12 protein-coding genes are annotated in these 13,724 nt (G+C 36.9%); 9 read left to right on the forward strand and 3 right to left on the reverse strand.

Annotated elements, in window-relative coordinates; translation table 11 throughout:
• Positions 1-37: 37 nt before the first annotated feature.
• From NSA01_RS05565 to NSA01_RS05585, 5 genes are all read left to right on the forward strand, one after another.
• Positions 38-1,027: an ABC transporter substrate-binding protein gene (locus NSA01_RS05565; RefSeq protein ID WP_373887185.1), complete on the forward strand. Its 990-nt coding sequence runs from the start codon at positions 38-40 to the stop codon at positions 1,025-1,027.
• Positions 1,028-1,046: 19 nt separating this feature from the next.
• Positions 1,047-1,808: an ABC transporter ATP-binding protein gene (locus tag NSA01_RS05570; protein WP_257480518.1), complete on the forward strand. Its 762-nt coding sequence runs from the start codon at positions 1,047-1,049 to the stop codon at positions 1,806-1,808.
• Positions 1,795-2,604, forward strand: a complete 810-nt coding sequence (locus NSA01_RS05575) for an ABC transporter permease (protein ID WP_257480519.1) — start codon at positions 1,795-1,797, stop codon at positions 2,602-2,604. Before NSA01_RS05570 ends, NSA01_RS05575 begins: the two co-directional genes overlap by 14 nt.
• A gap of 168 nt (positions 2,605-2,772) precedes the next feature.
• Entirely contained in the window at positions 2,773-3,843 is a 1,071-nt protein-coding gene (locus NSA01_RS05580; RefSeq protein WP_257480520.1) for an NAD(P)H-dependent glycerol-3-phosphate dehydrogenase, read from the forward strand.
• Positions 3,844-3,856: 13 nt separating this feature from the next.
• On the forward strand, positions 3,857-4,315 hold the full coding sequence (locus tag NSA01_RS05585) for an RpiB/LacA/LacB family sugar-phosphate isomerase (RefSeq protein ID WP_117531788.1): 459 nt from the start codon (positions 3,857-3,859) through the stop codon (positions 4,313-4,315).
• A 78-nt stretch (positions 4,316-4,393) separates the two neighbouring features.
• Here NSA01_RS05585 and NSA01_RS05590 read toward each other — a convergent pair whose 3' ends face one another.
• Complete coding sequence (locus tag NSA01_RS05590) at positions 4,394-4,630, reverse strand: helix-turn-helix domain-containing protein (protein WP_257480521.1); 237 nt, start codon at positions 4,628-4,630, stop codon at positions 4,394-4,396.
• A gap of 270 nt (positions 4,631-4,900) precedes the next feature.
• On the opposite strand from NSA01_RS05590, the gene NSA01_RS05595 reads away from it, so the two are divergent.
• A complete protein-coding gene (locus NSA01_RS05595) occupies positions 4,901-5,812 on the forward strand; it encodes a DMT family transporter (protein ID WP_257480522.1) in 912 nt (303 codons plus the stop codon).
• Positions 5,813-5,821: 9 nt separating this feature from the next.
• On the opposite strand, the gene NSA01_RS05600 is transcribed toward NSA01_RS05595, so the two are convergent.
• Positions 5,822-6,571, reverse strand: coding sequence for a hypothetical protein (locus NSA01_RS05600; RefSeq protein ID WP_257480523.1), 750 nt, complete (start codon positions 6,569-6,571; stop codon positions 5,822-5,824).
• Between the two features lie 9 nt (positions 6,572-6,580).
• Positions 6,581-7,930, reverse strand: a complete 1,350-nt coding sequence (locus NSA01_RS05605; RefSeq protein ID WP_257480524.1) for a Mur ligase family protein — start codon at positions 7,928-7,930, stop codon at positions 6,581-6,583.
• Between the two features lie 462 nt (positions 7,931-8,392).
• Here NSA01_RS05605 and NSA01_RS05610 point away from each other — a divergent pair, with 462 nt between their 5' ends.
• Genes NSA01_RS05610 through NSA01_RS05620 form a run of 3 tightly spaced genes read left to right on the forward strand, consistent with a single transcriptional unit; the run spans position 8,393 to position 13,503 of the window.
• A complete protein-coding gene (locus NSA01_RS05610) occupies positions 8,393-9,652 on the forward strand; it encodes a dihydrolipoamide acetyltransferase family protein (protein ID WP_257480525.1) in 1,260 nt (419 codons plus the stop codon).
• A 14-nt stretch (positions 9,653-9,666) separates the two neighbouring features.
• Positions 9,667-11,028: a dihydrolipoyl dehydrogenase gene (lpdA, locus tag NSA01_RS05615; RefSeq protein WP_257480526.1), complete on the forward strand. Its 1,362-nt coding sequence runs from the start codon at positions 9,667-9,669 to the stop codon at positions 11,026-11,028.
• 12 nt (positions 11,029-11,040) lie between these two features.
• Positions 11,041-13,503 (forward strand): alpha-ketoacid dehydrogenase subunit alpha/beta, encoded by a 2,463-nt coding sequence (locus NSA01_RS05620; RefSeq protein ID WP_257480527.1) that lies wholly within the window; start codon positions 11,041-11,043, stop codon positions 13,501-13,503.
• Positions 13,504-13,724 lie beyond the last annotated feature (221 nt).

The raw sequence follows: 13,724 nt of genomic DNA on the forward strand, positions 1-13,724 counted from the left end.
TTATAATGTGAATAATAATTTTAGGAGGGATTATATATTGAAAAAACTTATAGCACTGGCTATCAGTGCGCTGATGTGTCTTACATGTTTTGTTGGCTGCGGAAAAAGTGAAGACCTTACAAAGGTCAAAGTGAGTGAAGTTGCTCGTTCTCTTTTCTACGCTCCGCAGTATGCGGCAATAAACAAAGGTTACTTCAAAGACGAAGGGCTCGACATCGAACTTACCACCGCTCAAGGTGCAGACAAAGTTACTGCGGCTGTTTTAAGCGGAGACAGCGATATCGGATTCTGCGGACCCGAAGCTACCATTTATGTTAAACAAGGCGGAGAAAAAGATTATCCTGTAAACTTTGCTCAAATAACAAAGAGAGACGGTTCTTTCTTGGTTGGAAGAAAAGATGATGCCAAATCATTCAAATATTCCGATTTAAAAGGAAAACATATCATAGCAGGCAGGGCAGGCGGTGTACCTGAAATGACTCTTGAATATGTTTTGAAGAAAAACGGTCTTGACCTCAAAAAAGATGTAAAAATGGATACTTCTATTCAGTTTGCTGCAATGGCAGGTACATTCGTCGGAGGTACGGGAGATTATGTAGCATTATTCGAACCTAGCGCAACGGAAGTTGAAGCTAATAAACAAGGTTATGTACTTAAATCAATCGGAGAAGAAAGCGGTGAAGTCCCATATACTGTTTACAACGCTAAAAAGAGTTTCATAAAGGATAACCCTGAGATTATCCAGAAATTTACAAATGCGGTTCAAAAAGGACTTGATTACGTTCAAACTGCAAGCAGCGAAGAAATAGCCGATCAAATCAAAGATTTCTTCCCTGATAACGATAAAGAAACACTGGTTAAAGTAATAGACAGATATAAAGACATAGATGCTTGGAAAGATACTCCGGTACTCACAAAAGATTCTTTTGACAGACTTCAGGAAATCATGAGCGAAGCGGGTCAATTGGATAAAAAAGCGGATTATAAAGATTTAGTAAACACTACATTTGCACAAAAAGCAAAATAGATTATAAGGAGTAGATATTATGAGAAAGCCTATAGTAGAAATTAATGATTTAGTTAAGAATTTTCATACTAAAAAAAGTGTAGTTACGGCAGTAGAAGGGTTTTCTCTAGATGTATATGAAGGTGAGTTTATCGCACTCGTAGGACCTAGCGGGTGCGGAAAAAGTACAATTCTATCAATGCTTTCAGGATTGATCGAACCAAGCGGGGGCTACTTTGAATATAAAAAAGAAGATCCCAGTATTGGATATATGCTTCAGCAAGACCAGCTTTTTTCCTTTAGGACTATATTAGACAATGCTCTTTTGGGGCTTGAAATAAGGGGTAAGGGAAAAATAGATGATGAAGACAGAGAATATGTTTTGGGGCTTTTAAAGATGTATGGGCTTGAAAGTTTTATGCATGCATACCCAAGGCAGCTATCCGGAGGGATGAGACAAAGAGTAGCTTTAATCAGAACACTTGCACTTAAACCAGATATACTATTATTAGATGAACCATTCTCGGCACTCGATTATCAGACAAGGCTTGCGGTAAGTGAGGATATAAGCCTCGCAATAAGAAAAAGCCATAAGACCGCTATCCTCGTCACTCATGATTTATCGGAGGCAATATCTTTGGCAGACAGGGTTATCGTTGTTTCTTCGAGACCCGCTAAAGTCAAAAATATATATGATATCAACCTTTCAATCGATTCTTTATCGCCCGTCGAAAGACGTAAGGCTAAAGAGTTTTCGGATTATTATGATAAGATTTGGAGGGATTTAGATGTGCATATATAATGAATTAAAAGAGAAAGAACATGAGCAGTTCCTAAGAAAACAGAAAAAGGAAAGGTTCATAGTTAGTTTTTCTAGGATAGGTATCCTGGTTTTATTTCTTGTTTTATGGGAAGCAGCAGCCAGACTTGGATGGATCAATCAATTTATTACTTCCTCTCCAAGCAGAGTATTTGAAACTATAGTGGATTTAATAAAGACCCACAGTCTATATAACCACTTATTCGTAACGACATTCGAAACCGTCGCCGGATTTACTCTCGGAACGGTGTTCGGGACCATAATAGCAATGATGCTATGGTGGAGCGAAAGGCTCGCAAAGATTTTGGATCCTTATTTGGTAGTGCTAAACGCACTTCCTAAAGTAGCTCTCGGTCCTGTTATAATCGTATGGGCAGGAGCAGGAATGGGTTCTATTTTGATTATGACCCTTGCAATTTCCATAGTTGCTACAATAATAGGAGTATATTCCGGATTTATGCAGGCAAGCGAAGAAAAGATAATTTTACTGAGGACATTCAATGCCAGTAAAATGCAGATTTTCACCAAAGCAGTTTTTCCTTCAAGCATAAAAAATATTATCAATGCTTTGAAGATAAATGTCGGTCTTTCATGGGTCGGCGTTATAATGGGTGAATTTCTTGTCAGCAAAGCGGGGCTCGGATATTTGATAGTATACGGTTCTCAGGTATTCAACCTTGACCTGGTAATGGCAGGAGTCGTTATATTATCTGTGGTTGCGGGACTTATGTATTTCCTAGTTTCATATTTGGAGAAAAAAGTTGTGAAATATGATTAAAAATATATTGAAAAATTTTCATGTTTCGTATATAATGTTAATAACTTAATACAAGTTTTGGAAGAGATTATAAGAGAAACCATAACACGAGCACATTGTAAATGTGTTATTATGTTATGGTTTTTTTATATAATATACAGTAATTATATAAAGAGAGGTACATATAATATGGCTAATGTTACAATACTTGGCGCCGGTGCAATGGGCAGTGCCCTAACCACACCGCTTAGAAAGAACGGACACGATGTAAATTTATGGGGGACTCATCTTGATACTAAAATCATAGACCAGCTGAAAAAAGACGGGACTCATATTAAGCACAAATGCAAACTTGCTCAGGGGATAAATTATTTCTATAATGAAGAACTTGAGGAGGCTATGAAAGATGCCAACCTTGTTATCATGGGGATAACCAGTGACGGGCTTGCAAGTGTATTTAAAAAAACTATACCTTATTTAAAAGAAGGTATGGTAGTGGGAAGTGTGGCAAAAGGGTTTGAATATGATTTAAAAGATAAGGATAAAGTAATAATCCTTCCGGATATATTGGAAGAGCTGCTTCCAAAAAATTTAGCAGGTAAAATTCCTTTCGTCTTTGTAGGGGGACCTTGTAAGGCTGTTGAAGTCGTTTGGGAATGTCCTAACTCAGTGGATTATGCAAGTAAGGACTTAGAAGCTGCAAAATATATGAGAAGCCTTCTGGTAACGGATAAATACAATGTAGGTATATCAAGTGATGTCATAGGACTTGAAATCTGTGCGGCAATGAAGAATGCTTATTCTATAGGACTGGGTATGGCGGAAGGCTTTAAAGAACTCGACGGCAAACTTAACAATAACTGCAAAGCGGCACTGTTTACTTTTGCGGTAGCTGAAATGGGTGTTCTTACAAAAGCAATGGGCGGAAGCTATTCTTCTGTTATCGGACAGCCGGGAGTAGGGGATTTGGAAATCACATGTGAAGCGGGAAGAAACAGGATACTCGGAGAAGTGTGCGGGGGCGGAATGCCGGGAACGAAAGCCATAAAGAAAATGCGAGACGAAGATATAACCGTTGAAGGTTACAATGCAATAAAATTTGCATGGCAGCTAATTCCTCAGCTGGAAGAAAAGGGTGTTTTGGACAGAAGTAAACTTCCGTTCCTACAGGCCCTTTATGAAATACTTTTTGAAGATAAAAACGCATATGACACAATAGTCAAAGTCATGAATAAATGTACCGGATTTGATTACGAATAAAAGGAGAGATTAGATGAAAAAAATAGCAGTAGGTGCCGACGCAGTCGGTTTACTTTTGAAAGATGAAATAGTATCTTATTTAAAAGATGAAGGATACGAAGTTACGGACCTTGGTGTAAAAGAAGAAAGCGACAAGACTTTCTATGCTAACGTTGCAGAAAAAGTCGCTTTGGCTGTAAGGGACGAAGATTACGACAGAGGTCTTTTGTTCTGCGGTACAGGGATTGGTATGAGTATTGCCGCAAATAAAGTTCCGGGAGTATTCGCTACTGTTTGCCATGACCCATATTCGGCGGAAAGGGCAAGCTTAAGCAACAATGCTAAAATTATTACTATGGGATACAGGGTAATAGGAAAAGAAACTGCAAAGGTTGTTTTGAAACACTGGCTTGATAATGACTTTGTAGAGGGATGTAAGAGTCAAAGTAATGTGGATGAAGTAACAAAGCTTGACGAAAAATATAAAGGCTGATTATTTCCAAATAATTATATATGTTTACCATTTTTCCATAAAAGGACCGCTTCAATATAAAGCGGTCCTTTTACATTTTTATATATCTTCGTATTCATTGAATATTGGGCTGTCAAAGAATTCTGATAATGGGATATTTAAGCCTAGACAAATATGATACACCGTTTTCAAACCCGGATTTTGACTCTTGCCTTTCTTTATACTGTAAATAGTTGATGGCGGCATACCACAAATATTTGCCATCGAATTGATAGTCATATGATTTTCCTCGCATAATTCTTTGATTCTGTCTGTTACTGCTTTCCTTAAATTCATGAATAAATCCTCCTTAAAAATAATATTGATATCGAAGTTTGTATGTACATTTCTGGGATTGGAGGATATAAAAATATATCTATAATAATAGTATTTTTTACGACAGAATGTGTGTGATATATCGCAAACTTAACAAATTATTACTATTTTTTTAAGAAAAATCAATTTATAATCTATTTTATTTCTAAATATTCGGTTAAATTTGTATTTTGGTTTCATTTACGGTATTATTAATGATATTTGAAAAAAATAAATATAGAGAGAAACAAAATGAAAAAGAAGTTGACCATTGGGATTATTTGTGCGGTAGTCTGTGAAACGATATTCGGACTCAGTTATTTATTTACGAAACATATAACGTTATCTTTTTCTCCTCTTGATGTTTTAAGCTGGAGATTTATGATTGCCTTTATCGGCATAAACCTATGCTTATTATTTAAGATAATAAAAGTAGATTTTAAGGGTAAAAATCTAAAACCTATATTAATGACCGCCTTGTTTTGTCCTATCCTTTATTTTACTTCTGAGACTTTCGGTATAGATCTTACTACCGCTTGTGAAAGCGGAACGATAATAGCGAGCATACCTATTGTTACCTTATTATGTTCAGCACTTATTTTAAAGGAAAAACCAAGTAAAAATCAGATAGTCGGTATAGGTATTACTTTCACCGGTGTCATCATTACCGTTATAGTAAAAGGTTTGGATGCTTCCTTTGACATTCTTGGTTACATAATGCTTTTTATAGCTGTTTTGTCTTACAGCCTATACTCTGTATTTTGCAAAAAAGCAGCTGATTTTACAAGTATCGAAAAGACTTACATAATGATAACCATGGGTTTTGTTTTCTTTGGTCTTATCAGCACGGGTGAGCATTTGTTAAAAGGTACTTTTAATGAATTCATGATGTTTCCTTTTTATAGTCGTGATTTTTTGATTACAGTATTATATTTGGGGTTTGGTGCTTCAATAATCGCATTTCTCCTTTCCAATACCGCTATCGAATTTCTCGGTACCAATAAGACTGCTTCTTTCGTCGGGCTTTCTACCGTCGTTTCTATTTTAAGCGGTATAGTTATACTCTCCGAAAGTTTTACATTTCTTCAGCTGTTCGGAAGCATTTTGGTCCTCTTAGGTGTATATGTTTCCAATATGAAACTAAAACAAAAAAAAGAGGCATAACGCCTCTTATTATTTTACCGCTTCTTTTTTACTGATAAAATCTTTTATTGTTTCTTTTGACGCTATTTCCAAAGAAAAATCCAAGTCTTTGTTTTTTACGTCAATACCTTTTTTATCGGCTATATCAATGATTATTTCCTGAGTCATCCAAGGGTTTTTAATGAATACCGGTCCCAAAGCATTTGTGTAAATAAGATTGTTTCTTATTGCTCCTTCTTTATGTTCGCTGTCATTTCCGTATCCGTAATTGACATTTCCGAAGGGAGTTATATCTGTATTAAATTTTATATTTATGGAATTTATCTGACAAGATATTATTTCCATTTCCTGTCCGTTTATGTCTGCATTGAATGTAAGATCATCTCCGTATATAGAGCTTCTTTCCTCTGCTGTCATATCGAAGATACCGAGACCTTCTTTTTTGTTTCCGTTTTCGAATACTATATCTTTTGCCAGTATCGCTCCCGTAGTCCCGATAGTAAATAAGTACTTATTATCTTCTATATACTTTTCAAGCTCATCTCTTTGTTTACTAAACGCATTTATGATAGTATCCATTACTTTCAGTTCGCCGGGAGATAAAAGGATTATATCAAATTTGTCGAAGTCTATTTTTTCACTGATACTGTCTACCCTTGTAGTTATTAGTTCGATACCCATTTCTCCTGCTATTTTATCAAAAGCAAGGACGTTCCCTCTGTCGCCGTGTAGGTTTAATATATCCGGATATAGGTAAGCTAAATTTATTTCTTTTCCCATTTTTCTCTCCTATAAATTGTTTTTCTTAACGTAGTTTTTGATGTCTATAAATGTTTCAAGCCATGTTATCAAGTATACATTTTTACATCCCGCTTTATCCACTTCTTCAAGTATCTTTTCAACATTATCCGTGTTTAAAACAGCTATATTTTCTTTATCAACACCTTCGTATACAAATCTGTTTGCCGTATCGTAGCATACGTATTTAGAAAAGGCGATGTATTTTTTTATATTTGAATTTACCAGTTCATGGAAGTTACAATCGTAAGCATAAAATGTATTTGTATAGTGAGGCGGTTCGTCTTTGATTATGCAAAGTCCCAAAATGAAAGTCTTTTCCTCTTTGTCATTTGACACCACGTCTATTGCAGACTGAAGAGTTTCGGGATTTTCCTGCTTTATCCTTATATATTTAAGCTCTTTATCTTTGTATTTTATAGTCTCTATTCTTCCGCCTATATTTATAAAGGTGTTGAAAGAATGCTGCATTTGTTCTTTTGTAAGCCCCAGTGTATCTCCGAGAGCGATAACAAGTGCATAGTTATACATCATGAAAGGAACGTTGTAAGGCATTTTGAATGTTGTCCCGTCGTACGTGAAAGTTGCGTTTTCGAAATCCACATCTTTCATTTGATATTTAGGTGAATTTTCACTTTTAAATCCGCAGTTTGTGCAGTTAAAATCACCTACGTTGTCTACGTTATAATAATTGAAATTGATTTTATGGTTGCATTTAGGACAAGGCATCGTGACCCCAAGTCTGTCTTCATCCACAACAGACCTTACATTTTTATCTACGCTGTAGTAGGTAACGGTATCGGCACTGTCTTCAAAAGATTTGCTTCTCGGTTCTTCGTTATTTAGGTATAAATGCATATCCTCTTTGACTACACCTTTTATCTTCCTTAAGATAAAGTCGGGGTCCGCATTCCTGTGTACCTGGTCTTTTTGAAGATTTGTTATCACCAAGTGTTTTGCAGGGATAACTCTGTGTATATTTTTAAGAGACCTTTCATCTATTTCAAATACGAAGTATTCGGGTTTAAGCTTTCCTGTTATTGTGGAATTTTTAATAAGTGTCGTCGTTATACCCGCAATCAGGTTTGCTCCTTCCAGGTTTGAAGCGACACTGAAATCATTTGATTTAAGTACGTGATGTATCAAATTCGTCGTGGTGGATTTTCCGTTGGTCCCCGTTACGAAAATCACCTTATCATAATCTATATTTTTAAATCCCAGCGGGAATTTTTTATTAAGTTTCAAAGCGATTTTTCCCGGTAAATCGGTTCCCCTGCTTTTATCAATAATGTTTATTAAGAATATTATTAATTTTGATATTATCATATCGATGTAAAACATATTACTTACCTCTTTTTTAATATTTATCATGGTAAAATATTGTATCATAACTGTAAAAAAAAGTATAGTCATAATTAATTTGTCTGAAAATTTTAATATTTACTGTTGAGTTACTGCGAATAAATGCTTACATTTAGTTTCGTGCTGAAAATAAAAATAAGTATTTTTACGTTTTAAAGCTTATTTTCTTTGACAAAAGAAACTTTATAAAGTATAATTACGGTATAGAAGACATTTTATATAAACTCAAAATAATAATTAAAAATAAAATTTTTATAAAATATTATTTACAGTAATTTTTTGATTATACATCTTAAAAGTAAAGTGTGAAATTTAAATACTCATTATAAATATTTGGACGGAAACAGTTCCGATAGGATAGCAGATTATATTATTAAAAACTTTATAGATAAAAAATAGTAAATAACTATTTGAAATAACTTTATTATGAGGAGGTAAAGTATGGCAACCGGTGTTATTATGCCCAGACAGGGGCAGTCAGTCGAAAGCTGTATCATCACAAAATGGAACGTGAAAAAAGGTGACAGCGTAAATGAAGGAGATGTTTTATTTGAATATGAAACGGATAAAGCTGCCTTTGAAGAAGAAGCTAAAGTGAGCGGTACGGTTTTGGAAATTTTAGCTGAAGAGGGGGACGACGTACCTTGTCTAGACACAGTATGTGTGATCGGAAATGAAGGAGAGGACATCAGTGAATTTTTAAGTGCTTCATCGGGAAGTGAAGAGGAAAACGAAGCGAATGAAGAAGTTAAGGAAGAAAAAGAAGAAGTAGCTTTAGTATCTACCGGCAGGGGAGATGAAGAAAAAATTTCTCCGAGAGCAAAGATGATGGCGGAAGAAAAAAATCTTGATTTGTCTAAAGCAGTACCTACAGGACCTGACGGCAGGATAATAGAACGAGATGTTTTAACTCTCGCTAAAAACGGATTTAAGATAGTAAAAGGTGAAGATAAAAAAGAGGTTTGTGACGCCGTCGATGTAAACGTTGCAAATAATGCAGAAATTGCTGAATATGAAGATATCAAACATTCCAACGTAAGAAAAGTTATCGCAAAATCAATGCATGCTTCGCTTACAAGTATGGCTCAGCTTACTTTCAACAGGTCCTTTGACGCAACGGCTATGATGTCTTACAGGAAGTCATTAAAGAAAAGCAGTGAAGCGATGGGGCTTGTGAATATAACTATCAACGATATCATAATGTATGCAGTTTCTAGGACTTTACTCGATCATAAGAGTTTCAACGCCCATTATGATGATGAAAAATTAAGAGTGTTTAATGATGTAAATTTAGGTATGGCTGTGGATACACCTAGGGGACTTCTCGTTCCGACTATATTTGGTGCAAACAATATGTCATTAAACGAGATATCTATAAGAGCCAAAGAACTCGGTTCTATGGCAGGAGAAGGAAAGATAAGTCCCGATTTGCTTACGGGAGCAAGCTTTACGGTAAGTAATCTCGGTTCGTTCGGTATAGAAAGTTTTACACCTATAGTAAATCCTCCGCAAACGGGTATACTCGGTGTATGCGGACTTACTGATAAGGTAAAAGTGGTGGATGGAAATATCGTTGCTTATAAATCCATGAACTTATCACTTACTTGTGACCACAGAGCCGTTGACGGAGCGGATGCTGCAAGGTTACTCAAAGACTTATGCGAAAACTTGGAAAACTTTAGTGCATTACTTGCAAAATAGGAGGAAATATTTTTATGTATGATGTAATCGTTATTGGTGCAGGTCCGGGCGGATACCTCGCTGCCGAAAGAGCGGCTGAGGGCGGAAAGAAAACTCTTTTGATAGAAAAGGAACATATCGGCGGGGTATGTCTAAACGAAGGATGTATACCCACAAAGACCTTATTATATTCAGCCAAGCTATATGACGGAGCTCTTCACGGGGAAAAGTACGGAGTCAAAGCTGAGAAGATAAGTATAGACCACGAAGCAGTGGTTAAAAGAAAAGATAAAGTGATAAAGACTTTGGTCGGTGGAGTATCAGCGGCTCTTAAATCCAAAAAAGTAGAAGTAGTAATGGGAAGTGCCGTAATAAAAGGCAAAAAGGACGGCAAAGTACAAGTCGAAGTAAACGGAGAAATAAAGGAAAGTACATATCTTATAATCGCCAGCGGTTCGGACAGTGTAAAACCTCCTATACCGGGAGTGGCAGAAGGGCTTGAAAGCGGATTTGTACTTACCAATAAGGAAGTTTTGAAGCTTGAAGTTCCTCCTAAAGAATTCGTAGTGATAGGCGGAGGAGTTATAGGTCTTGAAATGGCAAGTTATTTCAACAGTATCGGAAGTAAAGTAACCGTAGTTGAAATGCTCGATAAAATTGCGGGACCGATCGATTCTAAAGTTTCTGAAATCTTAAAGAAAGAATACGAAAAAAAAGGTATTACATTTAATTTAAGTTCAAGAGTGATTAAGCTTGATAAAGAATACGTATATTTTGAAAAAGACGGAAAAGAAGAAAAAGTAAAGGCGGATAAAGTACTTCTTTCAATAGGAAGAAGAGCAAATACCGCAGGTCTCGGACTTGAAAGTTTAAATATATATATAGAACGCGGATGTATAAAAGTAGACGAAAAACAGGAAACGAATGTGGCAAACGTTTATGCAGTGGGTGACTGTGTAGGCGGGATAATGCTTGCTCATACGGCTTACAGAGAAGCTGAAGTGGCGGTAAACAATATCCTCGGCAAAAAGGACAGGATGAAGTATAACGCAGTGCCGAGCGTAATATATACAAATCCCGAAATAGCCTCTGTGGGAGAGAGCGAAGAAAGCGCAAAAGAAAAAGGAATGGATGTAATTGTAAAAGAACTTCCTATGCAGTATTCGGGAAGATACGTTGCGGAAAACGAAGGCGGCAGCGGTATAATAAAAATCGTTGTGGATAAAAAATGGAATACTTTGGTAGGCGTACATATGATAGCAAATTATGCAAGCGAACTCATACTCGGCGCTGTGACTATGGTAGAAAGCCAGATGAGTATAGATGAAATCAAGAAGATAATATTCCCTCATCCAAGCGTAGGCGAAATTATAAGAGAAGCGATATTTACTTTATAAGGAGAGTTAAAAATGACTAAAAGCATATTTGTAGACCCTAATGAAATGAGAAAAAAGGGCGAAATAAAGTTTGAAAATATAAAAGTTAACGAGTATCAAAAGAAAGTTAAAGATGTTACAGATGAATTCTCTAAAGATGATTTTAAGAGGATTTACAGAGATATGTGGTACATAAGAGAGTTTGAAACGATGCTCAATCTGATAAAGACCACGAACAGCTACGAAGGTATGGAATATAATAACCCGGGACCGGCGCATCTTGCAATAGGGCAGGAAGCGGCTTATGTAGGTCAGGCTTACGACCTTACAATAGACGATTTTTCTTTCGGTTCTCACCGTGCCCACGGAGAAGTTTTGGCTAAAGGTCTTTCCGCAATAGAAAAATTAAGCGATGAAGAACTTATTAAAATCATGGAAGAATTCGATGAAGGAAAGATATATAAGATAATAAAAGAAAATACGGATACTGATGACGTAAAAGAAATAGCAAGAGACTTTTATCTCTATGGTTTCCTTGCTGAAATATTTGCAAAAGAAACGGGATTTTCAAAAGGTCTAGGCGGTTCGATGCATGCTTACTTCCTGCCTTTCGGACTTTATCCCAACAATGCCATAGTAGGAGGTTCCGCTCCTATAGCAACGGGTGCGGCACTATTTAAAAGAGCCAACAAGAAAAAAGGTATAGTAATTTCCAACTGCGGAGACGGAGCAATCGGCTGCGGTCCCGTATATGAATCAATGAACTTTGCGAGTATGGACCAGCTAAGAGGACTTTGGGAAGAGGGATATAACGGCGGACTTCCTATAATATACAATGTATTCAACAACAGCTACGGAATGGGTGGACAAACAAAAGGCGAAACCATGGCTTACGATATGGTGGCAAGACTTGGTGCGGGAGTGACTCCTAACCAAATGCACGCGGAAAGAGTAGACGGATACAATCCTCTTGCGGTAATAGACGCATACAGAAGAAAGAGAAAGATAGTGGAAGACGGCGAAGGTCCCGTTCTGCTTGAAGTGATTACATACAGGTTTACCGGACATTCTCCTTCAGACGCTTCTACATACAGGACAAAAGAAGAAGTTGCCGCTTGGGAAGCTCAGGATTCAATAATCGATTTCGGAAATCAAATGATTGAAGCAGGTATATGCGACGAAAAAGATTTAAAAGATATCGAACTAAAAGTAAGAGAAGATATCAAAAAAGCCGTTAAACTTTCCATAGACCCTGAAATCTCTCCTAGAATGGATTTGGATAATCATCCAGAACTTATGGAAAACATCATGTTCAGTGATGAAAAAATAGTAAACAGAGATGAAAGCAGGACTCCAGAGATAAACCTTGAAGATAATCCGAGAGTAAATGCCATATCAAGAAAAGTAAGGTCTGCTTATGATAAAGACGGAAAAGCAGTGTCCAAGAATAAGACATTCCAAATCAGAGACGGCTTATTTGAGGCTATACTGGAAGGATATAAAAATGACTCTACGTTAATAGCGTACGGCGAAGAATGTCGTGACTGGGGCGGAGCCTTCGCCGTATACAGAGGTCTTACGGAAGCACTTCCTTATCACAGACTATTTAACTCTCCTATTTCTGAAGCAGCCATAGCAGGTACCGCAGTAGGATATGCAATGGCGGGCGGAAGAGTCATAGCTGAACTTATGTATGCCGATTTCATCGGAAGATGCGGAGATGAAGTATTCAATCAAATGGCTAAATGGCACGCAATGAGTGCGGGAGTACTTAAGATACCCGTAATACTAAGACTTCCTGTGGGCAACAAATACGGTGCGCAGCATTCTCAGGACTGGAGCGGACTTTGTACACATATACCGGGACTTAAAGTAGTTTATCCTAATACTCCTTACGACGCAAAAGGTCTTATGAATTCTGCCCTAAGAGGAACCGACCCTGTAATATTCGTTGAAAGCCAAAAGATGTACGATAAAGGCGAAGAATTTGAAGCGGAAGTTCCCGAAGGGTATTACGAAGTGGAATTCGGTGAACCGAGCATAAAGAGAAAAGGAACCGATGTAACGATACTTACGATAGGACCTACATTATATACCGCAATAGAAGCTGCGGATAAACTCAGCGAATATGGTATAAGTGCGGAAGTAATCGACGCAAGGAGCCTTGTTCCTTTCAATTATGAAGTTGTTATTGAATCTGTTAAGAAAACCGGCAAGATAATCCTCGCATCGGATGCGGTAACCAGAGGTTCACATCTTCAGGATATGGCAAGTAACATAACAAGACTTGCATTCGATTATTTGGACGGACCTCCTGTAGTAGTGGGAGCTAAAAACTGGATAACACCTGCACATGAACTTGACCATACATTCTTCCCTCAGCCTGAGTGGATAGTAGACGCATTTCATGAAAATATAATGCCAATACCCGGATATTCACCATCTCATAACTTCACTGATACAGAACTTATCAGAGAAAGCAAACTAGGCGTATAATACTGAATAATTTTATTTATCCCTTCCTTTATAATATGAGGAGGGGATGTTCATATTTCGGGGCACTACGCCTGCTAACGCAGATTCCGCGCCCCTTACTTCTCTTTTAACATCGAATTTATATTTTATTCTTTATTTTACATAAAATTAAAAACCTAAAAACATTGAAAAAAATTGTGATTTATTGTAAAATTTAGCGTATTTCTTTTATTATAAAACAC

It is taken from the genome of Anaerofustis stercorihominis (assembly GCF_024623185.1).
Taxonomy (GTDB): Bacteria; Bacillota; Clostridia; order Eubacteriales; family Anaerofustaceae; genus Anaerofustis.

Coding starts and splice junctions, on each gene's coding strand:
- NSA01_RS05570 (WP_257480518.1), top strand. CDS start 1,047: ATGAGAAAGCCTATAGTAGAAATTAATGATTTAGTTAAGAATTTTCAT.
- NSA01_RS05575 (WP_257480519.1), top strand. CDS start 1,795: ATGTGCATATATAATGAATTAAAAGAGAAAGAACATGAGCAGTTCCTA.
- NSA01_RS05580 (WP_257480520.1), top strand. CDS start 2,773: ATGGCTAATGTTACAATACTTGGCGCCGGTGCAATGGGCAGTGCCCTA.
- NSA01_RS05585 (WP_117531788.1), top strand. CDS start 3,857: ATGAAAAAAATAGCAGTAGGTGCCGACGCAGTCGGTTTACTTTTGAAA.
- NSA01_RS05590 (WP_257480521.1), bottom strand. CDS start 4,630: ATGAATTTAAGGAAAGCAGTAACAGACAGAATCAAAGAATTATGCGAG.
- NSA01_RS05595 (WP_257480522.1), top strand. CDS start 4,901: ATGAAAAAGAAGTTGACCATTGGGATTATTTGTGCGGTAGTCTGTGAA.
- NSA01_RS05600 (WP_257480523.1), bottom strand. CDS start 6,571: ATGGGAAAAGAAATAAATTTAGCTTACCTATATCCGGATATATTAAAC.
- NSA01_RS05605 (WP_257480524.1), bottom strand. CDS start 7,930: ATGTTTTACATCGATATGATAATATCAAAATTAATAATATTCTTAATA.
- NSA01_RS05610 (WP_257480525.1), top strand. CDS start 8,393: ATGGCAACCGGTGTTATTATGCCCAGACAGGGGCAGTCAGTCGAAAGC.
- lpdA (WP_257480526.1), top strand. CDS start 9,667: ATGTATGATGTAATCGTTATTGGTGCAGGTCCGGGCGGATACCTCGCT.
- NSA01_RS05620 (WP_257480527.1), top strand. CDS start 11,041: ATGACTAAAAGCATATTTGTAGACCCTAATGAAATGAGAAAAAAGGGC.